Source organism: Jhaorihella thermophila (assembly GCF_900108275.1).
In the GTDB taxonomy this organism is placed as follows: Bacteria; Pseudomonadota; Alphaproteobacteria; order Rhodobacterales; family Rhodobacteraceae; genus Jhaorihella; species Jhaorihella thermophila.
This window is the reverse complement of the sequence record NZ_FNVD01000005.1, coordinates 147,791-169,725: the sequence shown is the minus strand read 5'-3', so window position 1 is coordinate 169,725 and position 21,935 is coordinate 147,791. Positions and strand designations below refer to the sequence as shown.

General features: G+C 67.1%; 21 protein-coding genes and 1 pseudogene. 10 read left to right on the top strand and 12 right to left on the bottom strand.

Annotated elements, in window-relative coordinates:
* Positions 1-130: 130 nt before the first annotated feature.
* From dgcN to C4S70_RS08200, 3 genes are all read left to right on the top strand, one after another.
* Entirely contained in the window at positions 131-1,147 is a 1,017-nt protein-coding gene (gene dgcN / locus C4S70_RS08210; protein WP_104007627.1) for an N-acetyltransferase DgcN, read from the top strand.
* 89 nt (positions 1,148-1,236) lie between these two features.
* Positions 1,237-2,202, top strand: a complete 966-nt coding sequence (gene dgcA, locus C4S70_RS08205) for an N-acetyl-D-Glu racemase DgcA (RefSeq protein WP_104007626.1) — start codon at positions 1,237-1,239, stop codon at positions 2,200-2,202.
* A 13-nt stretch (positions 2,203-2,215) separates the two neighbouring features.
* Positions 2,216-3,076: a D-amino-acid transaminase gene (locus C4S70_RS08200; protein ID WP_104007625.1), complete on the top strand. Its 861-nt coding sequence runs from the start codon at positions 2,216-2,218 to the stop codon at positions 3,074-3,076.
* On the opposite strand, the gene C4S70_RS19060 is transcribed toward C4S70_RS08200, so the two are convergent.
* The 9 genes and pseudogenes from C4S70_RS19060 to C4S70_RS08160 all read right to left on the bottom strand — a co-directional run bounded on the left by C4S70_RS19060 (position 3,073) and on the right by C4S70_RS08160 (position 10,263).
* Positions 3,073-3,483 (bottom strand): STAS domain-containing protein, encoded by a 411-nt coding sequence (locus tag C4S70_RS19060; protein ID WP_235003762.1) that lies wholly within the window; start codon positions 3,481-3,483, stop codon positions 3,073-3,075. The two genes, C4S70_RS08200 and C4S70_RS19060, sit on opposite strands and share 4 nt — an antisense overlap.
* A gap of 105 nt (positions 3,484-3,588) precedes the next feature.
* A pseudogene (locus C4S70_RS19055) lies at positions 3,589-4,671 on the bottom strand (SulP family inorganic anion transporter); the annotation flags it as partial.
* Between the two features lie 204 nt (positions 4,672-4,875).
* Entirely contained in the window at positions 4,876-5,859 is a 984-nt protein-coding gene (locus C4S70_RS08190) for a zinc-dependent alcohol dehydrogenase family protein (RefSeq protein ID WP_104007698.1), read from the bottom strand.
* Between the two features lie 82 nt (positions 5,860-5,941).
* A complete protein-coding gene (locus tag C4S70_RS08185; RefSeq protein ID WP_104007624.1) occupies positions 5,942-6,256 on the bottom strand; it encodes a DUF1244 domain-containing protein in 315 nt (104 codons plus the stop codon).
* Between the two features lie 215 nt (positions 6,257-6,471).
* The gene (plsY, locus tag C4S70_RS08180) at positions 6,472-7,080 is read right to left on the bottom strand and encodes a glycerol-3-phosphate 1-O-acyltransferase PlsY (RefSeq protein ID WP_104007623.1); all 609 of its coding nucleotides are present in this window, start codon (positions 7,078-7,080) and stop codon (positions 6,472-6,474) included.
* Positions 7,080-8,357 (bottom strand): dihydroorotase, encoded by a 1,278-nt coding sequence (gene pyrC, locus C4S70_RS08175; protein WP_104007622.1) that lies wholly within the window; start codon positions 8,355-8,357, stop codon positions 7,080-7,082. The genes plsY and pyrC overlap by 1 nt, the downstream gene beginning before the upstream one ends.
* A gap of 24 nt (positions 8,358-8,381) precedes the next feature.
* Entirely contained in the window at positions 8,382-8,777 is a 396-nt protein-coding gene (locus C4S70_RS08170; RefSeq protein ID WP_104007621.1) for a hypothetical protein, read from the bottom strand.
* The gene (locus C4S70_RS08165) at positions 8,774-9,322 is read right to left on the bottom strand and encodes a hypothetical protein (RefSeq protein WP_104007620.1); all 549 of its coding nucleotides are present in this window, start codon (positions 9,320-9,322) and stop codon (positions 8,774-8,776) included. The genes C4S70_RS08170 and C4S70_RS08165 overlap by 4 nt, the downstream gene beginning before the upstream one ends.
* Positions 9,319-10,263: an aspartate carbamoyltransferase catalytic subunit gene (locus C4S70_RS08160; protein ID WP_104007619.1), complete on the bottom strand. Its 945-nt coding sequence runs from the start codon at positions 10,261-10,263 to the stop codon at positions 9,319-9,321. Before C4S70_RS08160 ends, C4S70_RS08165 begins: the two co-directional genes overlap by 4 nt.
* Positions 10,264-10,380: 117 nt before the next feature.
* Here C4S70_RS08160 and C4S70_RS08155 point away from each other — a divergent pair, with 117 nt between their 5' ends.
* The 6 genes from C4S70_RS08155 to C4S70_RS08130 all read left to right on the top strand — a co-directional run bounded on the left by C4S70_RS08155 (position 10,381) and on the right by C4S70_RS08130 (position 17,946).
* Complete coding sequence (locus C4S70_RS08155; RefSeq protein WP_104007618.1) at positions 10,381-11,151, top strand: uracil-DNA glycosylase; 771 nt, start codon at positions 10,381-10,383, stop codon at positions 11,149-11,151.
* Complete coding sequence (locus C4S70_RS08150; protein ID WP_104007617.1) at positions 11,148-11,747, top strand: metallophosphoesterase family protein; 600 nt, start codon at positions 11,148-11,150, stop codon at positions 11,745-11,747. The genes C4S70_RS08155 and C4S70_RS08150 overlap by 4 nt, the downstream gene beginning before the upstream one ends.
* Positions 11,744-12,364, top strand: a complete 621-nt coding sequence (locus C4S70_RS08145; protein WP_104007616.1) for a LysE family translocator — start codon at positions 11,744-11,746, stop codon at positions 12,362-12,364. Before C4S70_RS08150 ends, C4S70_RS08145 begins: the two co-directional genes overlap by 4 nt.
* A 3-nt stretch (positions 12,365-12,367) precedes the next feature.
* A complete protein-coding gene (gene moaB / locus C4S70_RS08140; RefSeq protein WP_104007615.1) occupies positions 12,368-12,910 on the top strand; it encodes a molybdenum cofactor biosynthesis protein B in 543 nt (180 codons plus the stop codon).
* A 125-nt stretch (positions 12,911-13,035) separates the two neighbouring features.
* Positions 13,036-14,520: an efflux RND transporter periplasmic adaptor subunit gene (locus C4S70_RS08135; protein WP_104007614.1), complete on the top strand. Its 1,485-nt coding sequence runs from the start codon at positions 13,036-13,038 to the stop codon at positions 14,518-14,520.
* Positions 14,521-14,544: 24 nt separating this feature from the next.
* Positions 14,545-17,946, top strand: a complete 3,402-nt coding sequence (locus C4S70_RS08130) for an efflux RND transporter permease subunit (protein WP_104007613.1) — start codon at positions 14,545-14,547, stop codon at positions 17,944-17,946.
* Here C4S70_RS08130 and C4S70_RS08125 read toward each other — a convergent pair.
* Both C4S70_RS08125 and C4S70_RS08120 read right to left on the bottom strand, forming a co-directional pair.
* Positions 17,892-18,362 carry an NUDIX hydrolase gene (locus C4S70_RS08125; protein WP_104007612.1) on the bottom strand — a complete coding sequence of 157 codons (471 nt, stop codon included), beginning with the start codon at positions 18,360-18,362 and terminating at the stop codon, positions 17,892-17,894. The two genes, C4S70_RS08130 and C4S70_RS08125, sit on opposite strands and share 55 nt — an antisense overlap.
* A gap of 5 nt (positions 18,363-18,367) precedes the next feature.
* On the bottom strand, positions 18,368-19,180 hold the full coding sequence (locus C4S70_RS08120) for a protein-disulfide reductase DsbD domain-containing protein (protein WP_200822741.1): 813 nt from the start codon (positions 19,178-19,180) through the stop codon (positions 18,368-18,370).
* 147 nt (positions 19,181-19,327) lie between these two features.
* Here C4S70_RS08120 and C4S70_RS08115 point away from each other — a divergent pair, with 147 nt between their 5' ends.
* Positions 19,328-19,885 (top strand): YqgE/AlgH family protein, encoded by a 558-nt coding sequence (locus C4S70_RS08115; protein ID WP_104007610.1) that lies wholly within the window; start codon positions 19,328-19,330, stop codon positions 19,883-19,885.
* 57 nt (positions 19,886-19,942) lie between these two features.
* Here the strand turns inward: C4S70_RS08115 and prpE are convergent, their stop codons facing one another.
* On the bottom strand, positions 19,943-21,835 hold the full coding sequence (gene prpE / locus C4S70_RS08110; RefSeq protein WP_104007609.1) for a propionate-CoA ligase PrpE: 1,893 nt from the start codon (positions 21,833-21,835) through the stop codon (positions 19,943-19,945).
* Between the last annotated feature and the right edge of the window lie 100 nt (positions 21,836-21,935).

The window sequence follows — 21,935 nt, the reverse complement described above, 5'->3', positions numbered from 1 at the left end:
AGAATATTCGAAGCAAAGTGGAATTGCCGCAAAAATTTCGCGCCAGACCCACCAGTTTGCGCCAGTTTGGAACAACCTTCCCCGTCAAATCGGACACACTCGTCCCAGAGTCAGACGCGAGGACGGAACCATGATCCAGACGCCATATCTTCTTTTCCTGGGCGACGCGCCCGACCAGCTCGCCGCCAAGGTCGCGCAGGGCATCAAGGACTGGCGTCCGGAAAACGCCGTGGGCCAGTACCGGATGGCGGGCTGCGGGGCGGATCTGGGTCTGAAGGACATGGAATTGGCCGAGGCCAAGGCCGCCGGCGCCAAAACGCTGGTGATCGGCGTTGCCAACCGCGGGGGCGTCATCAGCAAGGAATGGAAAAAGGTTCTGGTGGCGGCGCTGGAAGAAGGGTTCGACCTGGCCTCGGGGCTGCACAACCTGCTGCGGGACGAGCCGGACCTGGTGGCCGTGGCCGAGGCGTGCGGCCGGGCGCTGCACGATGTTCGGGTGCCGGAGGTGGATTACCCGATCGCCAACGGCGTCAAGCGCCGGGGCAAGCGGCTGCTGGCGGTGGGCACCGACTGTTCGGTTGGCAAGATGTATACCACGCTGGCGATGGACGCCGAAATGCGGCGACGGGGGATGAAATCGACTTTTCGGGCGACTGGTCAGACCGGTATCCTGATCACCGGCGACGGCGTGCCGCTGGATGCGGTCGTGGCCGATTTCATGGCGGGGTCGGTCGAGTGGCTGACGCCCGACAATGACGACGATCACTGGGACATCATCGAGGGACAGGGCAGCCTGTTCCACGTCTCCTATTCCGGTGTGACGATGGCGCTGATTCATGGGGGACAGCCGGATGCGCTGGTCCTGTGCCACGAACCGACGCGGGAGCACATGCGCGGACTGCCCGGCTACAAGCTGCCGACGCTCGAGGCGCTGCGGGACATGGCGCTGGGGCTGGCGCGTGTGGCCAATCCCGATTGCAGGGTCATCGGCATTTCGGTCAACACCCAGCACATGGACGAGGACGCGGCAAAGCGTTATCTCACGGAACTTGAGGCGCGGATGGGCTTGCCGGCAACGGATCCGTTCCGTTTCGGACCGGGCAAGCTGGTGGATGCGCTGGCCGCGGAGTTCTTGGAACCGGCCTGAGCCGTTTCGCGGGCGGCAATGGCGGGGGCGAGGGGCGCTGCCCCTCGCGCTCCCCGGAGTATTTGGAGCAAGATGAAGGGGGCAGGGGCTTGACGATCAAGGTGACCCGCGACGTGTTCCGGCTGGCGCAGGTCTTTACCATCTCACGCGGGTCGAGGACCGAAGCGCGGGTTCTGACGGTTCACGTCCGCGACGGGACGCATAGAGGATGGGGCGAGTGCGTGCCCTATGCGCGCTATGGCGAGACGCTGGAGTCGGTCGAGGCGCAGATTGCCGGCTTGCCGGAAGGAATCGACCGGACAGCTTTGCAAGAGGCATTGCCCGCAGGCGCGGCGCGCAACGCGGTCGATTGCGCTCTGTGGGATATGGAGGCCAAGCGCGCCGGGCGCCGGGTGTGGGAATTGGCCGGGTTGCCCGCGCCGGGGCCGGAGATCACCGCCTATACCTTGTCGCTGGACACGCCAGAGGCAATGCGCGCGCAGGCCGAGAAGAATGCGCATCGGCCGCTGCTGAAGATCAAGCTGGGCACGCCTGACGACATGCCGCGGCTCGAGGCGGTGAGGGCCGGCGCGCCGACTTCGAAGATCATCGTGGACGCCAACGAGGGCTGGAGCGCCGAGATCTACGCCGATCTGGCGCCGCATCTGAAGCGGCTGGGCGTGGCGCTGGTGGAACAGCCTCTGCCGGCGGCGGAAGATGATGCGCTTTTGGGGATGGAGCGCCCGGTGCCGGTCTGCGCCGACGAGAGCTGTCATGACCGCGCCAGCCTGCCGGCACTCAGGGGCAAATACGACCTGATCAACATCAAGCTGGACAAGACCGGCGGTCTGACCGAGGCGCTGGCCTTGCGCGCGGCGGCCCAGGCGGAGGGCTACGCCATCATGGTCGGCTGCATGGTCGGGTCGTCGCTGGCAATGGCGCCGGCGGTTCTGGTGGCGCAGGGTGCGGCGGTTGTTGACCTTGACGGGCCGCTGCTTCTGGCCGAAGACCGCGAGCATGCTTTAAGATATGATGAAAAGGGCGTGCATCCCCCCGATGCCGCGCTCTGGGGATAGGAGAGACCGGCCCATGCGCACCGTTTACGTGAATGGCGAATACCTGCCCGAGACGCAGGCGAAGGTATCGATCTTCGATCGCGGCTTTCTGATGGCCGACGCGGTCTACGAGGTGACCAGCGTGCTGGACGGCAGGCTGATCGACTTTGACGGCCACGCGGCGCGGCTGGCGCGGTCGCTGTCGGAGCTCGAGATGCAGAACCCGTTGAGCCGGGATGAGCTGCTGGAAATCCACCGCGAACTGGTGCGCCGCAACGGGATCGAAGAGGGGATGATCTATCTTCAGATTACTCGGGGCGCGCCCGCCGACCGGGATTTCGTCTTTCCCGACCCCGACGAGGTGAAGCCCACCGTGGTGATGTTCACGCAGAACAAGCCCGAACTGGCCGACAACCCCGCGGCGAAACGGGGGATCAAGGTGATCTCGATCCCCGATCTGCGCTGGAGCCGCCGTGACATCAAGACGGTGCAGCTTCTCTATCCCTCGATGGGCAAGATGGCCGCCAAGAAGGCCGGTTGCGACGATGCCTGGATGGTCGAGGACGGGTTCGTGACCGAAGGGACATCGAACAACGCCTATATCGTCAAGGACGGGCGGATCATCACCCGCGATCTGAGCCACGACATTCTTCACGGGATCACCCGTGCCGCCGTGCTGCGCTTTGCCCGCGAGGCGCAGATGGAGGTCGAGGAACGCCCCTTCACCATCGACGAGGCCAAAGCCGCGGACGAGGCGTTCATCACGTCGGCTTCGACCTTCGTATTCCCGGTGGTGGAAATAGATGGCGTTCGGCTGGGCGACGGCACGCCCGGGCCGGTGGCGACGCGGCTGCGCGAGATCTACCTGGAGGAAAGCCGCAAATCGGCAATCTAGGTCGCTTCGCGATCTGGCTGGGTCCGCGCCACGTCGGCGTTCAGGCAGGCGAGGGCGCTTTCGACGCTCGCGGCAAAGCGCGTGCCGGCCGGCAGGTCCGCCGATCTGAGCGCGCGGCGATCGGCGGGCGAGGCGTGGGTGATCCAGATCTTCTCGGTTCCGCGCTGACATTCTCGTCTCAGGAACGCCGCCAGGGACCGGGCGCCGGTCTGGTCGATCACGGGCACGGCCGAGAGATCCACGACGAGATGCCGAGGCGTCTCCGATATCCGCTCGAGGACCGATTCCAGAATCGGGGCCAGACCGAAGAAACAGGCACCCGTGAGCGTCAGGATCAGGGTGCCTGCCTCTTGCTCCTGGTGTTCGGCCTCTGCCAGAGGAACCGGCGTCGCGGTAATGCCGCTCATGCGCGCAAGCCGGCGCAGAAAGTAAAGCGACCCCAGCGCGGTGCCCACCATGATCGCCTCGGTCAGATCGCGCAGCACGGTCAGCGCCAGGGTCACGCCGAGGATGGCAAGTTCGGCCCGCGCCGTGCGCCACAGGTTCCGCATCGCGGCGACGTCGATCATGTGCAGAGACACATGAATCAAAACGCCTGCCAGCGCTGCAAGCGGGATCGCCGCCGCAAGCGGCGCCAGAAGGATCAGCGCCGCGAGAACGACAAGCGCGTGGAACATGCCGGCGGCGGGGCTGCGGGCGCCTGCACGCACATTCGTGGCGGTGCGGGCAATGGTTCCCGTCACCAGCAGCCCACCAAAAAGCGCCGAACCCACATTGGCAATTCCCTGCCCCACGAGTTCGGCGTTCGGGCGGTGTTTGTGGCCGGTCATGCTTTCGGCGACGACGGCGGACAGAAGCGACTCGATCGCGCCCAGAATGGTAAAGGCGATGGCGTCGGGCAGAACGGCTCGGATCATCTCTGCGTCGAAATCCGGCAGCCGCGGGGCGCGCAGTCCGCCGCCAATGCCACCAAAGACCGAACCGATCGTTTCGATCTCGTGTTCAAGCGGCAGCACGGCCAATGACGCAAGCGCCACGGCGATCAGCATGCCGGGCCAGTTGGGCCGCGTCCGGTGCAGGATCTGGATGACGGCGATGGTCAACAACCCGATGGCGACAGATGCCGGCGAAAAGGTCGGCAGCGCCTCGGTCAGCACAGGCAGTTTTTCAAGAAAGGGACCGGGTTCCGGCCCATCCAGATGAAGCCCCAGGAAAGGGCGCAGTTGGCTGGTCAGGATGATCGCGCCGATGCCGGCCGTGAATCCCAGCGTGACCGGCTAGGGCACGTATTTGACGAAGACGCCCAGCCGCAACACGCCCACACACGCCAGCATCAGCCCCGACAGGAAGGTTGCCAGCGCAAGGCCCTCCAGGCCATGACGCATGACGGTGGCGGCGATGAGCACAATGAACGCCCCCGCCGGCCCACCGATCTGAAACCGGCTGCCGCCAAAGGCCGATACCAGAAAGCCGCCGATTGCCGCCGTCACCAGCCCCCGATCCGGCGAAACCCCGCATGCGATGGCGATGGCCATGGAAAGTGGCAAGGCGACCACCGCAACGGTGAGCCCCGCCACGATGTCCTGCCGCAACATGCTCGTGTCATATCCTTCGCGCATGGCGGGCACGATTTCGGGGATCAGCGTGCGGGGCGCACGCGTCCCCGTCCTGGCAGAACGGCGGATGACGGGCATCGCCGCGAGCCATTGACAAGTTAATCAATATCGCGGAGTCGGATCCGCCATTACGCCCGTTGCCCCGGCGGGTCAAGCGGGGCGCTCAATCCGTCCACCCGCCGCTCACGGGACCAGAACGGCCGCCCCTTGCAGTCGGCCGCTGCGCAGGTCCGCGAGTGCCTCGTTGGCCTTTTCCAGCGGATAGGGCACGGTTTGCGTCCTGACCCCAGCGGCCTCGGCCAGCGGAAAGAATCCCTCTCCATCCGCGCGGGTCAGATTGGCGACCGAACGGATCTGGCGCTCTTCCCAAAGGTCGGCATAGGGGAAAGAGGGTATGTCGCTCATGTGGATGCCGCCGCAGACCACGCGCCCGCCCTTGCGCACCGACTTCAGCGCCAGCGGCACCAGCGCGCCGACCGGGGCAAAGATGATCGCCGCGTCCAGCGGCTTGGGGGAAGGCTCGCCTGATCCGCCGGCCCACGATGCGCCAAGACTGCGGGCAAAGTCCTGCGCTGCGGTATCCCCCTCGCGGGTGAAGGCCAGCACCTCGATTCCCTTCCACACGGCAATCTGGCACAGGATATGGGCCGCCGCGCCAAAGCCGTAGATGCCGAGCGTTTCAACCTCTCCTGCCTGGGCGAGGCTGCGATAGCCGATCAGCCCCGCGCACATCAGCGGGGCCAGCGCGACCGGGTCGGCCCGTTCCGGCAGCGGGAACACGAAATGCGCGTCCGCGACGCAATGCTCGGCATAGCCGCCGTTGCGCGTGTAGCCGGTGAAGTCGGGCGCGTCGCACAGGTTTTCCCGCCCCGAGGCGCAATAGCGGCAATGGCCGCAGGTATGACCCAGCCACGGCACGCCGACTCTCTGGCCGGGGGAAAGGCCCACCACCTCCGCCCCGACGGCTTCGACCCGCCCAATGACTTCATGGCCCGGAACCAGCGGAAGCGCGGGATCCGTCAACTCTCCGTCAACGATGTGCAGATCGGTTCGGCAAACGCCGCACGCCTCAACCCGAATCAGGACTTCGCCCGGCAAGGGTTTCGGGCAGGGAATGTCCTGCAGGCTCAACAGCTTGCCCGGTTGATCGAGAACCATCGCGCGCATGTGTCCCTCCGGCACGAAATCGCCTTTCGAAATATCCGCGATCCGGGACGCGATCGCCTTGAGACAGGTCAAGGCGCCCCGATCAACCGTCTTTCAGAACGTTCTCCTTGAACGCGACTTCGAAGGCCGCCTGCTTTTCCGGGCTGGCCTCGGTCTGGTGCTGCGCCTTCCATTCTTCATAGGGCATGCCATAGAATATCTCGCGCGCCTCGTCCTTGGACATCTCGATGCCGCGTTCGTTGGCGGCCTCCTGATACCATCGGCTCAGACAGTTTCGGCAGAACCCGGCGAGGTTCATCAAGTCGATGTTCTGCACGTCCGGGCGGTCTTCCATCAGGTGCTTTCGCAGGCGACGGAAGGCAGCTGCCTGGAGTTCGATTTCCGTTTGCTTGTCCATCGTGCTGGTCCTTTTCGGTCTATCGCGGTGATTTTGGCCGGATCCGCCGTTTCGTCAATGGCAGGCGACGCCGCGCCTTGTGGGGTCGGAGTGGGGCTCCGCCCCACACCCCGGGGTATTGAGAACCAGAAAGAAGCGGAAACCCGTTTTCTTCTTTCTGGTCCCAAATACCCCCGCCGGAGGCAGCCCGTCCCCGGCAGGGGACGGGCTTTCCATCAGGATTTCGACCCGATCCGAGGTTCGGTGCCGGCTTTCAGGCGGGCGATGTTCGCGCGATGACGCCAGAACACCAGCAATGTCAGAAGGATCCCGAGAATGAGCGCGGTTCCTTGACCGAGCAGGACCGCCCAGATGGTAGAGAAGGCGGCGGCGGACAGCGCGCCGACCGACGATGTTCGGGTGACCAGGACAGCAACGAGCCATGTCGCGCAGTTGGTCAGGCCCACGGGCCAGGCCAGCGCGAGCCAGAGGCCGATGAAGGTCGCCACCCCCTTGCCGCCCCGAAACCTCAGCCAGACCGGGTAGCAGTGCCCCAGAAAGGCGGCGAGCGCGGCGAGTTGCGCCGCGTCTTCCGCCGCGTAGGCACGGGCCAGCAGCACCGCAAACGCCCCCTTGGCCGCATCCAGCAGCAGGGTCAGCGCGGCGGCGGTCTTGTTGCCGGTGCGCAGCACGTTGGTGGCGCCGATATTGCCCGAGCCGATCTCGCGCAGATTGCCCAGCCCCATCAGGCGCGCCAAGATCATTCCGAAGGGGATGGATCCGAGTCCGTAGCCGATCACGGCCCAGAGGATCAGTTGCGCGGTGGTGCTGTCGAGTGGCGGCATCAGTTTCTCCGATAGACGGGCCGGCCGGCGACCCAGGTGCCCAGCACCCTACCCTGCATCCGCTGCCCGTCAAACGGCGTGTTCTGCGATTTCGATTTCAGCGTGGCGCGGTCCAGAACAAACGGCACGTCCGGGTCGAACAGCAGAAGGTCGGCGGGTGCCCCCGTCTCCAGCCGCCCGGCATCCAGCCCCAGCCGGCGCGCAGGGTTCAGCGACATGGCGCGAAACAGGGTGGGCAGGTCCAGCAGTTCGGCGTGGTACAACCGCAGCGCCGCGGGCAGCAGGGTTTCCAGCGCCACGGCCCCGCTGGCGGCCTCTTCATAGGGCAGGCGCTTGCTTTCCTCGTCCTGCGGCGTGTGCATCGAGCTGATGATGTCGATCAGGCCGGTGCGCACCGCCTCTGCCGTCGCCATGCGGTCGTCTTCGGACCGCAGCGGCGGCTTGACCTTGAAGAAGGTGCGATAGTCGGCCACGTCCAGTTCGTTCAGCGTCAGGTGATGTATCGAGGTGCCGGCGGTCACGTCCAGCCCGTTTGCCTTGGCCCGCTCCAGCGCCGGAAGGGCGCGCGCAGTGGTGATCTGGTCGGCGTGATAGCGCGCGCCGGTCATCTCGACCAGCGACAGGTCGCGGTCGAGCCCCATGCGCTCGGCCATGGGCGACACGGACGGCAGTCCGCGCAGGGTGGCGAACTTGCCCGAGGTCGCCGCGGCGCCGTCGGACAGCCCCGGATCCTGCGGGTGGCCGATCACCAGCGCGCCCAGGCTGCGGGCATAGCTGAGAGCGCGGGAAAAGACCTTGGTGTTGGTCACCACTCGGTCGCAATCGGTGAAAGCCACCGCGCCCGCGTCCATGAGAAAGCCGATCTCGGTCATTTCGCGGCCCTCGCGGCCCTTGGTCAGCGCGGCCATCGGCAGCACGTTCACAGGGGCATCGGCCTGCGCGCGCCGGTTGACGAATTCCAGCGCCTCGGGCGTGTCGATCGCGGGGCTGGTGTCGGGGCGGGTGACGATGGTGGTGACGCCCCCGGCGGCGGCGGCCTTGCCGGCGGACTTGTAGCTTTCCTTGTGGCGTTCGCCCGGCTCGCAGACCTTGACGCCGATATCGACGATGCCGGGGGCAAGGCAGGCGCCGCGCCCGTCGATCACCTCCGCGCCTTCGGGGGCGGCGATGTCCGGCCCCACCTCGGCGATCCGGCCATCTCGGACCAGCAGGCGGCCGGGCGTGTCGGTTCCCCCGGCCGGATCGATCAGGCGGACATTGGTAAAGAGAAGGCTCATAGGCGTGCTATCCTTTCATGCCGCTCACGCGTGACCGCGCGTGACCGCGGCCTCGATCTGCGCCGCCGCGCGGGCCGCGTCGGGCTGGTGCTTGATCAGGTGCTTGTCGCCGCTCCGGGTGACGATCTGGACCATCGGCCCCAGCGACCGGACCTGCGCGATCTCACCCAGCCGGACCGTGCGCCCGCCGGGGCCGGTCAGCGTATTGCCCGACAGTTCCCATTCGGCGGCCAGTTCCTCGTCGGCCAGATACCAGCCGCGCAGTGCGATCGCAGCCAGCCCGCCCACCGCGCCGGTCCAGATGTGCGCCTCGCCCAACGCCCACAGCACCGCCATCGCGCCGGCCATGGCAAAAGCGGCCAGCCAGGCATTGGTGCGGATATAGGTCGCACGGTCGGGGGTGAAGCGGATCGTGTTCATCGTAAAACCAGCCAGATGACGAAAGCGATGATGATGGCCATGACGCCGGCAAAGACCGAGGCGCCGATCATGCGGGCCTGAGCGCGGGCCTCGCGCGGGGATTTGCGCGGGGCGGTGCCCATATGGGCACTTTCCGCCTCCAGCGGGCCGCCGCTCCAGTCCACGCCGGGTTCGACCCAGGCGCCGACCGGGCGCACCGCCGGGTCGGGATGCAGCGTGACCTCGCACCCGCCAAAGGCGCGGCTGCGCACCACCATCACCCAGCCCTCCAGCGTCTCCAGCGCCGCGCGGTCGGGCTCCAGTTGCGCCGGGTCGATGCCGAAGCCTTCGGCGAGGTAGCCGGCCAGCCCCATCTCGCCCAGATCCCGAATCGGGAAAATCGCCACCTCGTCGTCGTCAAGCTCCTCGACCCCCAGCACCTGCGCCGCCGCGCCCGGTTCGCGCAGGAATCGTGCGCGCTCGGCCGGCATGTTGAGCGCAAAGAGCCGCACCACGCCCACCTCGAGCGGACCGACACGCAGCGGATCGGGGCGGGGCGCCGTCATGCCGGCACCCGCGATCCGGCGAGGTTGCCGGCCAGAAGCTCCATTGCCGCCATGCGAACCGCAACGCCCATCTCGACCTGATCCTGAATGACGGAACGGTTGATGTCGTCGGCCAGCGTGCCGTCAATTTCGACCCCGCGGTTCATCGGGCCGGGGTGCATGACGATGGCGTCCGGCTTGGCCAGCGCCAGCTTTTCCGCGTCCAGCCCGTAGCGGTGGTAATATTCGCGCTCGGAGGGGATGAAGCCGCCATCCATCCGCTCTTTCTGAAGCCGCAGCATCATCACCACGTCCACGCCCGCAAGCCCCTCGCGCATGTCGTCATACACCTCGCAGCCCATGTCGGCGAATTGCGCGGGCACCAGCGTCGGCGGACCGATCAGGCGGATGCGGCTTTCCATCTTGCCCAGCAGCAGGATGTTCGACCGCGCCACGCGGGAATGGGCGATGTCGCCGCAGATCGCAACGTTGAGCCGGTGCAGCCGGCCCTTGGCGCGGCGGATGGTCAGCGCGTCCAAGAGCGCCTGGGTGGGGTGTTCGTGCCGCCCGTCGCCGGCGTTCAACACGGCGCAGTTGACCTTTTGCGCCAGCAAATCCACCGCGCCCGAATGCGGATGCCGCACCACCAGCAGATCGGGATGCATCGCGTTCAACGTCAGCGCCGTGTCGATCAGCGTCTCGCCCTTCTTGATCGAACTGGCCTGCATGGCCATGTTCATCACGTCCGCGCCCAGCCGCTTGCCGGCCAGTTCGAAACTGGCCTGCGTTCGGGTCGAGGCTTCGAAGAACATGTTGATCTGGGTCAGCCCGGCCAGCACGTCGGCATGCTTGGCCGCCTGACGGTTCAGGTCCACATAGGATTCGGCGAGGTCGAGGATCTGGGTAATGTCCTGCGGCTTGAGCTGTTCGATCCCCAGAAGGTGGCGGTGGGCGAATGTCATGGGCCGCGACTCCGATCCTGTTCCGACCCGCTTATAGAAAGCGCGTGATGCGGGGGCAACACGGGCGGGCGCGTATTCCGGTTTTCGCGGCGCACGAAGGGGGATAGGGTCAGGGCCATGGAATCGGGGATCGACTTTCACACGGCGAAGGCGCTGCTGGAATGGCAGCTGGAACTGGGCGCGACCGAGGCGATCGGCGATGCGCCGGTGAACCGCTACGACCTGCCGGATGCCGCGCCCAGGGCGGCCAAGCCCAAACCCGCGGCGCCGCAACCCGCCCCCAAGGCGCCCGAGATAGACCCCGTTGCCGCTGCGGCAGAAGCCGCGGCAAAGGCGCAGACGCTGGAAGATCTGCGTGCCGCGATCGCGGGGTTCGACCTGTGCGACCTGAAACGGGGCGCGCGGAACACCGTATTCGCCGACGGGGTGCCTGGCGCGCCGGTCATGATCATCGGCGAGGCGCCGGGGCGCGACGAAGACCGCGGTGGCCGGCCCTTCGTCGGGCGGGCGGGCCGGCTCCTGGACCGGATGCTGGACGCGATCGGGCTGAGCCGTGCCGAAAACGTCTATATCACCAATGTCCTGCCCTGGCGGCCGCCGCAGAACCGCGACCCCACGCCGGACGAGATCGGCATGATGACGCCGTTTCTGAAACGCCATGTGGAACTGGCCGATCCGGCGGTTCTGGTGCTGATGGGCAACATCTCGTGCCAAGCGGTGCTGGGCCGACGCGGCATCACCCGGCTGCATGGCAAATGGGATCAGGCCTGGGGGCGGCCGGTGCTGCCGATGTTCCATCCCGCCTATCTGCTGCGCCAGCCGCATGCCAAGCGGGACGCCTGGGCCGATCTGCTGGAACTCAAGGCCAAGCTGCGAGAGGTGACATGAGGATCCTTGCCTTTTCCGACCTGCACCTGGCCCGCGCCCGCGCCGCCGATCTGGTGGCCGCCAGCGCAGAGGCCGATCTGGTGATCGGGGCCGGTGATTTCTGCGTGGCACGCGACGGGCTGGACCGCGCGGTGGAGATGCTGGACGGCATCGCCGCGCCGGTGGTGGCGGTGCCCGGCAACGGCGAAAGCGCCGAGGAACTGCGCGCCGCCGCGCCCGAGCACTGGCATGTCCTTCATGGAGAAGGCGCCGAGATCGGCGGACTGCGGTTCTTCGGGCTGGGCTATGCCGTGCCGGTGACGCCGTTCGGCGCGTGGTCCTGCGACCTGACCGAGGCGGAGGCCGAGGCGATGCTGGACCGTTGCGACTGTGCCGATGTGCTGATCGTCCATTCCCCGCCCAAGGGCGTGGCCGACCGCACCTCGCAGGGGGCATCGGTGGGTTCGACCACCATCCGCGCCGCGATCGAGCGGTTGCAGCCGAAACTGGCCGTCTGCGGCCACATCCACGACAGCTGGGGACAGCGCGGCACGATCGGCGCGACGCCGGTGGTCAATCTCGGCCCCACCGTCAACTGGTTCGAGGTGACACCATGATCGACACCGTAACCCTTTTGGCCTTTGTTCCCGCCGCGCTGGCGCTGAACCTGACGCCGGGGGCGGACATGATGTTCTGTCTGGGCCAGGGGCTGCGGTCGGGTCCGCGCGCGGCGGCGGCGGCCAGCGCGGGCATCTCGCTGGGCGTGATGGTGCATGTGGCGCTGGCCGGGCTGGGCGTGGGCGCTGCGGTGGCGGCGATGCCGTGGCTGTTCGACGCGATCCGATGGGCCGGGGTGGCCTATCTGCTGTGGCTGGCCTGGGGCGCGCTGCGCAACGGCGCGGTCCCGGCCGAAACGCCGCAGGTGCCGGCCCGCCGGGCGTTCCGCTCGGGGTTGATGGTGAACCTCGCCAACCCCAAGGTGATCCTGTTCGTGCTGGCCTTCGTCCCGCAATTCGTCGATCCCGCCGCCGGGCCGGTGCTGGCGCAGTTCATGATCCTGGGGACGGTGCTCGCGCTTGGCGGGTTCGTGATCAACGCCGCCGTCGGCCTGTTCGCGGGCAGCGCCTGGCGGCATCTGACCGGATCGCCCGCCGCCGCGCGCTGGATGGGGCGGATCAGCGGCGGCATCTTCGCGGCGCTGGCCGTCAGGCTGGCTTTGATCGAAAGGGCTTGAGGCATGTCGAAAATCGGGGACGACAACCCGTTCATTCCCGTCCGCATCGCGGTGCTGACCGTGTCGGACACGCGATCGCTGGAGGAAGACCGGTCCGGCCAGGTTCTGGTGGACCGGCTGACGAAGGCCGGCCATATCCTGGCCGACCGCAAGATCCTGCGGGACGAACGCGACCAGATCGCCAATCAGCTGCGCGCCTGGGTGGCGGATGACGGGGTGGACGTGGTGATCTCGACCGGGGGCACGGGGCTGACGGGCCGCGACGTGACGGTCGAGGCGCACCGCGACGTCTATGAAAAGGAAATCGACGCCTTTTCGACCCTGTTCACGCTCATTTCCTATGAAAAGATCGGCACCTCGGCGGTGCAGTCCCGCGCAACTGCGGGCGTTGCGGGGGGCACCTACCTGTTTGCCCTGCCCGGCAGTCCCGGCGCCTGCAAGGACGCCTGGGACGGAATCCTGGAAAAACAGCTGGACTATCGCCACCCGCCCTGCAACTTCGTCGAGATCATGCCGCGCCTCGACGAGCATCTGCGGCGGAAATAGCCGGCCGGCGGATACAGGGCGATACAAAAGGTTACGCTTTGTAACCGGCTTGTGGCTTGGCATTTTTCCCCGCCTCGCTACCTTAGAGGGGTGGCCGCGCGGGGCGGCCCCGAGAAGGAGTGGCGATGCGATTTCTGCGTCAGAGCCTGCTGGGCCTGTTCCTGGTGTCCCTGACGCTGGGGCTGCTGGCCTATGCCGGGCGGCTTGTCTGGGACGCGGTCGAAGCGCGGATGAACGACGATCGCCGCCCGCCGCCCGCGCGGGAACGGGTCTTTGCCGTCAGCGTGCAGACCGCCCGGATGGAGACGGTCACGCCCGTACTCGAAGCCTTTGGCCAGATCCAGAGCCGCCGCAGGCTGGAGCTGCGCGCGGCCTCGGGCGGACGGGTCATGTGGCTGGCGCCCGGTTTCGAAGAGGGCGGCGCGGTCGCGGCCGGAGAGGTTCTGGTGCGGCTGGACCCGGCGGACGCGCAGGCGGCGCTGGACCGGGCGCAAAGCGACCTGCTGGATGCCGAGGCCGAGCAGCGCGACGCCGCGCGCGGGCTGGATCTGGCGCGGGACGAACTTGCGGCGGCCCAGGAACAGGCCGAGCTGCGCGAACGGGCCTATCAGCGGCAGAAGGATCTGAAGGCGCGCGGCGTGGGCACCGCGGCAGCGGTGGAGGCGGCAGAACTGTCGGCGGCAGCGGCGCGTCAGGCGGTGCTGTCGCGGCGCATGGCGCTGGCCCAGGCCGAGGCACGCGTGGATCAGGCCGCCACCCGACTGCGTCGCGCGCGGATCGCGCTGGAAACCGCCCAGCGCGACCTCGAGGACACGGTGATCTCGGCCCCCTTCGCCGGCACGCTCAGCGGCGTGACGCTGGTCGAGGGCCGGCGCGTGGCGACGAACGAGAAACTGGCCGAACTGATCGACCCGCAGGCGCTCGAGGTGGCGTTCCGTTTGTCCACGGCGCAATATGTGCGGCTGCTGGACGAGGGCGGACAACTGGTCCATGCGCCGGTCAACGTGTCGCTGGACGTCTCGGGCGTGGACCTGACCGCGAAGGGACATATCAGCCGCGACAGCGGCGCCGCCGGCGAAGGGCAGCCGGGGCGGTTGCTCTTTGCGCGGCTGGACGACGCGCCGGGCTTCAAACCGGGCGATTTCGTCACCGTCCGCGTCGAAGAACCGCCGGTGGACGGCGTGGCGCGGCTGCCGGCTTCGGCACTGGGGCCGGACGGGACGGTTCTGGTGCTGGGGGCCGACGACCGGCTTGAGGCGCTGAAGGTCGAACTGGTTCGGCGGCAAGGCAACGACGTGCTGCTGCGGGGCGCGGGGCTTGCGGGGCGCGAGGTGGTGACCGGGCGCACGCCGCTGCTGGGGCCGGGCATCAAGGTCCGCCCCCTGCGCGATCAGGCGCGGGCGGGCAAGGCGATGGCCGGGCCGTCGGACGATTCGCGGGATGTGCCGATGCTGGAGCTGACCGAGGAACGGCGGGCGCGGCTGGTGGCCTTCATCAAGGCCAGCAACCGGATGCCCGAGGACGCAAAGGCACGCGTTCTGAACCTGCTGGCCGAAAGCCGCGTTCCCGCCCGGCTGGTCGAACGCATCGAATCCCGGATGGGGGGCTGATCCGATGCGGTCGGGCATGGGCATATGATCCGCGAGGTGCCCCGCGGCGCGGGCGGGATCCTGAGCTATTTCACCCGCCACCGGACGGCGGCGAACCTCGTTCTGCTGATCATGCTGGTGCTGGGCGCGGCGGCGCTGCCGAACATGCGGGCGCAGTTCTTTCCCGACGTGATCGTGGACAGCGTGACCGTCACGGTCACATGGGAAGGCGCCGGCCCCGAGGACGTGGACAAGGCCATCGTGCAGGCGTTGGAACCGACACTTCTGGCCGTGGACGGGGTGGCAAGTTCCGACTCCGTCTCGCGCGAGGGCAAGGCGACGATCAAACTGGAATTCGAACCGGGCTGGGACATGGCCCGCGCCGCCGATGACGTGCAGGCGGCGGTGGACACGGTCACGATCCTGCCCGAAGAGGCCGACGATCCAAAGGTCAAACGCGGCGTCTGGCGCGACCGGGTGACGGATGTCGTGATCACTGGGCCGGTGGGACCGGAACAGCTGGGGCTGTTCGCCGACGAGCTGGTGACGCGTCTGTTCAACGCGGGCGTCACGCGCACCACGATTCGCGGCGTCGCCGCGCCGCGCACGATCGTCGAGGTCCCCACCCGCAACCTTATCGCCCATGACGTTACCATGGCGCAGATCGCCGCCGCGATTGCCGCCGAGGTGGACACGGACCCGGCCGGCGACGTGTCCGGCGCGAACACGCGCGTGCGCACCGGGGCCGAACGGCGCAAGCCCGACGACATCGCGGATATCGTGCTGCGGTCCAACCCCGACGGGTCGAAACTCAGGATCGGCGACGTGGCCACGATCCGCGTCGAGGGCGTGACCCGCAACCGCAGCTATTTCGTCGGCGACGATCCGGCCATGTCGATCCGGGTCGACCGCGCGGGCCGGGGCGATGCGATCGACGTGCAGCACCGTGTCGAACGCGTGGCCCAGGAGATGCAGGCCACCCTGCCCCAAGGCGTGACCGTGCGGCTGATCCGCACCCGGGCCGAGGCGATCACCCAGCGGCTGGATCTTCTGATCGACAACGGCCTGATGGGGCTGGGGCTGGTGCTGCTGCTTCTGTTCATGTTCCTCAACGCGCGCACGGCGTTCTGGGTCGCGGCGGGCATACCGGCCTCGATGATGGCAGCGGTGGCGCTGATGTATGCCTTTGGACTCACCATCAACATGGTCAGCCTCTTCGGCCTGATCATCACGCTGGGGATCGTGGTGGATGACGCGATCGTGGTCGGCGAACACGCCGATTTCCGCGCGCGGCGGCTGGGCGAAACCCCGGTGGTGGCAGCGGAAACGGCGGCGCGGCGGATGGCGATGCCGGTCTTTGCCTCGACCATCACCACGGTGATCGCGTTCTTCGGGCTGGTGGCCATCGGCGGGCGGTTCGGGGATCTCATCAAGGACATCCCTTTTACCGTGATCGTGGTGCTTCTCGCCTCGTTGCTGGAATGTTTCATCATCCTGCCCAACCACATGGTCCACGCCATCGAGCATGGCAATCGCCGGCACTGGTACGACCTGCCCAACCGGATGGTAAACGGGGGGTTTCGCTGGGTGCGCGACCGCCTGTTCCGGCCGCTCATGGTGCTGGTGGTGCGCGGGCGTTACGTGGTGCTGGCGGGGACGGTCGCGATTCTTGCCTCTCAAGTGGCGGTGTTCATCCGCGGCGACGTGCAGTGGCGGTTCTTCAACGCGCCCGAGCGCGGCTCGGTCACCGGCAATTTCGCGATGGCCGAAGGCGCCACGCGCGCCGATTCGCTGGCCATGATGCGCGAGATGCAGCGCGCCGCCGAAGAACTGGGCCGCGAATACGAAGAGCGCCATGGCCGCAACCCGATCGAGTTCGTTCTGGCCGAAGTCGGCGGCAATGCCGGCCACCCGCTGGCCGGGTCGGATACCAAGGACCGCGACCTTCTGGGCAGCATCTCGATCGAGCTGATCGACGCCGACCTGCGCCCCTATTCCAGCTTTGCCTTCGTCGCCGAGCTTCAGGAGCGCGTGCGCCAGCACCCGATGGCCGAAACCGTCAGCTTCCGCGGCTGGCGGTCCGGGCCGGGCGGCGATGCGCTGGACGTGCAGTTTTACGGCGCGGACGTGGACACGCTGAAGGCCGCGAGCGAAGACCTGCAGACCGCACTGGCCCGCTATCCCGAAGTGTCGGCGGTTCAGGACAACCTGGCCTATGACAAGGAAGAACTGGTCCTCGATCTCACGCCGCAGGGGCAGGCGCTGGGCTTCACCACCGACGGGCTGAGCCGCGTTCTGCGCCACCGGATCAACGGGATCGAGGCCGCGACCTATCCTGACGGCCCCCGCAGCGCCGAGATCCGCGTGGAACTGCCCGAAAGCGAACTGACCGCCGACTTTTTGGAACGGATGATGCTGCGCGCGCCGTCCGGGGCCTATGTGCCGCTGTCCGACATCGTGACCGTCGAGCGCCGCACCGGGTTCTCGACGGTCCGGCGCGAGAACGGGCTGCGGGTGGTCAGCGTCACCGGCGACATATCCGAGGACGACCCCGCCCGCGCCGAAGCGATCGACCGCGCCCTGCGCGAAGAGATCCTGCCGAAGATCGCCAGCGAACGGCAGGTCGAATGGCGGCTGGGCGGACTCAAGGAGCAGGAAAGCCGGTTCCTGAATGATGCCCGCACCGGGCTGATCCTGTGTCTCGCGGGGATCTACCTGGTTCTGGCATGGATCTTTGCCAGCTGGACCCGGCCGCTGGTGGTGATGTCGATCATTCCCTTCGGGCTGGTCGGAGCGATCTGGGGGCATTATTACTGGGGCGTACCGCTCAGCATGTTCTCGGTGGTCGGGCTGATCGGCATGACCGGGATCATCATCAATGACGCGATCGTTCTGATCACGACGATCGACGACTATGCCACGCGGCGCGGGCTTGTGCCGTCGATCATCGACGCGGCGGCGGACCGGTTGCGGCCGGTGATGCTGACCACGATGACCACGGTGCTGGGGCTGACGCCACTGCTGTTCGAACGCTCGCAGCAGGCCCAGTTCCTCAAGCCCACGGTGATCACGCTGGTCTATGGGCTGGGCTTCGGCATGGTTCTGGTGCTGCTGGTGGTCCCGGCGCTGGTGGCGGCGCAGCGCGACATGGCCCGCCCGCTGGCGGCGATGCGCCGGGCGTGGCGCGCGCCCGGCCGGGGGCTGCGCGCGGCGGTCGGCCTGACCGGGGTGGCAATGACGGGATGGTTCGCGGCCACGCTGGGCTGGGCGCTGACCACGGGGGCCTTGCCGGATGCGGTGGCGGACCTTTTCCCCGCGCTGGCCGGTGCCGGTCCGGTTCTTGCGGCGCTGATCCTGTTCGCGGCCGGCGCGCTGGCAATCACCCTGACCGGCTATCTGCTGTCGGCGGCGGTGCTGGCCTGGCTTTCGGCGCATCGCCGCGCCTGAACGCGGGCTATGCCAAGCTCCATCACCTCGGCCACGTTCGCGCTCATGGGCAGTTCTCTGGCGCGAACGGTCTTGACGTCGAACCAGGCCGCGTCGGTCACGTCATCCGCCGCAACCGGCGCACCCCGCCGGTAGTCGCACAGCACCGCCGCCAGAAGATAATGCGCCACCAGCCGCCCCGAGCCATCGTGGCGCAGCACATCGACATTGGTGAGATACTCCACCGGCCGGGCGATCACGCCGGTTTCCTCGGCCAGTTCGCGCGCGGCCGCCTGCATCGCGGTCTCTCCCGGCTCCACATGACCGCCGGGAAAACCCCACAGCCCCCGGTCCGGCGCCTTGCCGCGCTGCACCAGCAGCACGCGATCCCCGCGAAGGACCACCGCGATCGCGCCAAGTCTGGGGAAAGCGGACACGCGCTTCAGCCCGCCGAACAGCCCCGGATATCGACCGCGTGGTCGCGCCCGATCACCGTGATGCGAATCCGTGACCTGTCCAGAGCAAACGCGGCGGCGCCTCGCGCGTCCGCGACTTCGGCCGAGGCGACCAGCATGTCGCCCTTGCGTCGGGTTTCGGTCTCGGACGCCCAGAGCTGGGGATCACCGGGTTCGATCACGGCAATTTCCTGCCCCCCCGCAGTCGGCATGGCGATCCGCGCCTCGACCCGGACGCCATTCGCGGAAGGGCGGATCCGGCAGGTGGCCTTGCGGACGCCGGCCTCTTTGGCCGAATAGGGGCGCTGCGCCAATGCTGCGGCGATAACGGGATTGCGGCCTGCCCGCGGGTCCAGCCGGTGATCGAAATCAAGCGTCGCCGGCATGCAGACATCCTTGCACACGCCCAGATCGACCGATCCGCGCAACCGGACCGGTTGGCCCTTGCGGGTCGGGGTGACCTCGACCGGCAGCACCAGCTCGTATTTGTAGCCGATCGCGCGCAGGCCCTGGAGGTCAAAGACCTGCGGCGTGGGCCAGGTGATGTCCACCCGCCCGACATTGCTGGAACCGCTCCAGTCGAATCTGGGCGGTATCCCGGCTTCTCCCGGCGCGCGCCAGTAGGTTTTCCACCCCTCGGCCAGTTGCATGCGCAGGGCCGCCAGATAGGTTCCATTGGCGGTCATGCCGCCATCCAGCACCTCAAGCCGTATCGTGGCGCCCGAATCGTCCTCACCTCCGGCCAGGGCCGGAGCGGCGAGCCGCGGCCAAGCGGCAAGAAACAACAGGGCAAGACGCATGAGCATGAAACCTAGATGGAACATTCCAGTCACGATGCCAAGTCACGTTCCGGTCAACGGCGCCAATGCGCGCGGATCGGCTGCAAGGGCTCTTGCGCAGGGCAGAACGGAACGCCATGTTGAACAAAGAAGGGGCGTATTCCGACCATGGAACTCACTGGTAAACTGTTGATTGCAATGCCCGGAATGGGTGACCCGCGATTCGAGCATTCCGTCGTCTTCCTGTGCAGCCACGGTGATGACGGGGCGATGGGGCTGATCGTGAACAAACCGGCCCTGGACGTGAGCCTGAAGGATCTGCTGGAACAGCTCAACATCAAGACCCACGAAGGGCGCGACATGGACCTGCCGATCCATTTCGGCGGTCCGGTGGAAACCGTGCGCGGGTTCGTCCTGCATACATCCGATTACCTGTCCAACCTGCACTCCATGCCGGTTGCGGACGGGTTCAGCATGACCGCCACGCTGGACATCTTGGAAGACATCGCCGCTGGCAAGGGTCCGAAGAAGGCTCTGATGATGCTGGGCTACTCCGGCTGGGGGCCGGGGCAGCTGGAAAACGAGATCGCCATGAACGGCTGGCTGACCACGGATGCCAGCATCGAACTGGTCTTCGGCACCCCCGATGACGAAAAATGGAGCGCCGCGCTGAAGACGCTGGGCGTGGACCCGATGACGCTTTCGGCCAGTTCGGGCCGGGCCTGAACGACATGAAAAGCCCCCGGGCGGAACACGCGCCGGGGGCTTTGGATTCGGGTCCGCTTACGATTTGGGATAGCCCAGCGATTTCAGCGCCTCGCGGATTTCGTCCAGGATCGCCGGGTCGTCGATCGTGGCGGGCATCTTGAAGTCCTGCCCGTCGGCGATCTTGACCATCGTGCCGCGCAGGATCTTGCCCGAGCGCGTCTTGGGCAGGCGATCCACCACCACCGCCTGCTTGAAGGCGGCGACGGGGCCGATCTTTTCGCGCACCAGCTTGACCACCTCGGCGACGATCTCTTCGGCCGGGCGGTTGGTGCCGGCATTGAGACAGAGGAAGCCGACCGGCAGCTGGCCCTTGAGGTCGTCCGAAACCCCGATCACCGCGCATTCGGCCACGTCCGGGTGGCTGGCAAGAACCTCCTCCATCGCGCCGGTGGACAGCCGGTGGCCGGCCACGTTGATGACGTCATCGGTGCGCGCCATGATGTAGAGGTATCCGTCCTCGTCCTTGTAGCCAGCATCGCCGGTTTCGTAATAGCCGGGGAAGTGCTCGAGATACGACTTGCGATAGCGTTCCTCGGCATTCCACAGCGACGGCAGCGTGCCCGGCGGCAGGGGCAGCTTGATGGCTATGGCGCCGAGCTGTCCGGCCGGGAGTTCGTGCCCGCCTTCGTCCAGGATACGCACGTCATAGCCCGGCATCGGCACCGAGGGGCTGCCCAGTTTCGTCGGCAGTTCCTCGATCCCCAGCGGGTTTGCGGCGATCGCCCAGCCGGTTTCGGTCTGCCACCAGTGGTCCACCACCGGCACGCCCAGCTGTTCCTGCGCCCAGGTGATCGTGTCCGGATCGGCGCGCTCGCCGGCCAGGAACAGCGCCTTGAGGCAGGACAGATCGTATTTCCTGACGAACTCACCCTTGGGATCCTCGCGCTTGATCGCGCGAAAGGCGGTGGGCGCGGTGAAGAAGCTTTTGACCTTGTGTTCGGAGATCACCCGCCAGAAGGTGCCGGCATCGGGGGTGCCGACGGGCTTGCCCTCGAACACGATGGTGGTGTTGCCGTGGATCAGCGGCCCATAACAGATGTAGGAATGGCCCACGACCCAGCCCACGTCCGAGGCCGCCCAGAACACGTCGCCCGGATCGACATTGTAGATGTTCTTCATCGTCCAGTTCAGCGCCACCAGCTGGCCGGCGGTCTGCCGGATCACTCCCTTGGGCTGGCCGGTCGTGCCCGAGGTGTAGAGAATATAGGACGGGTGGTTGCCCTCGACGGGGACACATTCCGCGGGCGTCGCGCCATACTGGAAGCTGTGCCAGCCATAGTCGCGGCCCTCGACCAGCTTGGCCACCTCCTGTTCGCGCTGGAGGATGACGCAGAATTCGGGCTTGTGCTCGGCCATCTCGATGGCCTCGTCCAGAAGCGGTTTGTAATGCACGATCCGGCCAGGCTCGATCCCGCAGGAGGCGGCGAGGATCGCCTTGGGCTTGGCATCGTCGATCCGCACGGCCAGTTCGTTGCTGGCAAATCCGCCGAACACCACCGAATGGATAGCGCCCAGCCGGGCGCAGGCCAGCATCGCCTCGAGCGCCTCGGGCACCATCGGCATGTAGATGATCACCCGGTCGCCCTTTTCCACACCCTTGGCGCGCAGCGCGCCGGCCAGCGTTGCAACGCGGTTGCGCAGTTCCGAATAAGTGATCTTGTGGGTGCGCCCGGTGATCGGGCTGTCATAGATGATGGCATATTGCGGGCCGCGGCCGGCCTCGACATGGCGATCCACCGCGTTCCAGCAGGTGTTCACCTTGGCGTCCGCGAACCATTCGTAGATCGGCGCGTTCTCGTCGAACAGCGCCTTGGAGGGCGGCTCGATCCAGTCGATCGCCTGTGCCGCCTCCATCCAGAACCCTTCGGGATCTGCCTTCCACGCCTCGTAAACGTCCTTGTATGCCATTGCGTGCTCCTCCGGATACCTTGAGACGGTGTTAGGAGATGCGGCGCCATCGGGGCAAGCCCGCAAGGGAACGTAACGTCAGATTGTCGCTGGAAATTTG

Excerpts from the sequence above, each read along its gene's own strand:
- C4S70_RS19060 (WP_235003762.1), bottom strand. The coding sequence starts at position 3,483 with ATGAGCGGCATTACCGCGACGCCGGTTCCTCTGGCAGAGGCCGAACAC.
- C4S70_RS08135 (WP_104007614.1), top strand. The coding sequence starts at position 13,036 with ATGCGATTTCTGCGTCAGAGCCTGCTGGGCCTGTTCCTGGTGTCCCTG.
- plsY (WP_104007623.1), bottom strand. The coding sequence starts at position 7,080 with ATGCCGCCACTCGACAGCACCACCGCGCAACTGATCCTCTGGGCCGTG.
- C4S70_RS08160 (WP_104007619.1), bottom strand. The coding sequence starts at position 10,263 with ATGACATTCGCCCACCGCCACCTTCTGGGGATCGAACAGCTCAAGCCG.
- C4S70_RS08130 (WP_104007613.1), top strand. The coding sequence starts at position 14,545 with ATGATCCGCGAGGTGCCCCGCGGCGCGGGCGGGATCCTGAGCTATTTC.
- dgcN (WP_104007627.1), top strand. The coding sequence starts at position 131 with ATGATCCAGACGCCATATCTTCTTTTCCTGGGCGACGCGCCCGACCAG.
- C4S70_RS08120 (WP_200822741.1), bottom strand. The coding sequence starts at position 19,180 with ATGCGTCTTGCCCTGTTGTTTCTTGCCGCTTGGCCGCGGCTCGCCGCT.
- C4S70_RS08150 (WP_104007617.1), top strand. The coding sequence starts at position 11,148 with ATGAGGATCCTTGCCTTTTCCGACCTGCACCTGGCCCGCGCCCGCGCC.
- pyrC (WP_104007622.1), bottom strand. The coding sequence starts at position 8,357 with ATGAGCCTTCTCTTTACCAATGTCCGCCTGATCGATCCGGCCGGGGGA.
- C4S70_RS08200 (WP_104007625.1), top strand. The coding sequence starts at position 2,216 with ATGCGCACCGTTTACGTGAATGGCGAATACCTGCCCGAGACGCAGGCG.
- C4S70_RS08115 (WP_104007610.1), top strand. The coding sequence starts at position 19,328 with ATGGAACTCACTGGTAAACTGTTGATTGCAATGCCCGGAATGGGTGAC.
- C4S70_RS08155 (WP_104007618.1), top strand. The coding sequence starts at position 10,381 with ATGGAATCGGGGATCGACTTTCACACGGCGAAGGCGCTGCTGGAATGG.
- C4S70_RS08165 (WP_104007620.1), bottom strand. The coding sequence starts at position 9,322 with ATGACGGCGCCCCGCCCCGATCCGCTGCGTGTCGGTCCGCTCGAGGTG.
- C4S70_RS08145 (WP_104007616.1), top strand. The coding sequence starts at position 11,744 with ATGATCGACACCGTAACCCTTTTGGCCTTTGTTCCCGCCGCGCTGGCG.
- C4S70_RS08190 (WP_104007698.1), bottom strand. The coding sequence starts at position 5,859 with ATGCGCGCGATGGTTCTCGATCAACCGGGCAAGCTGTTGAGCCTGCAG.
- moaB (WP_104007615.1), top strand. The coding sequence starts at position 12,368 with ATGTCGAAAATCGGGGACGACAACCCGTTCATTCCCGTCCGCATCGCG.
- C4S70_RS08185 (WP_104007624.1), bottom strand. The coding sequence starts at position 6,256 with ATGGACAAGCAAACGGAAATCGAACTCCAGGCAGCTGCCTTCCGTCGC.
- C4S70_RS08170 (WP_104007621.1), bottom strand. The coding sequence starts at position 8,777 with ATGAACACGATCCGCTTCACCCCCGACCGTGCGACCTATATCCGCACC.
- prpE (WP_104007609.1), bottom strand. The coding sequence starts at position 21,835 with ATGGCATACAAGGACGTTTACGAGGCGTGGAAGGCAGATCCCGAAGGG.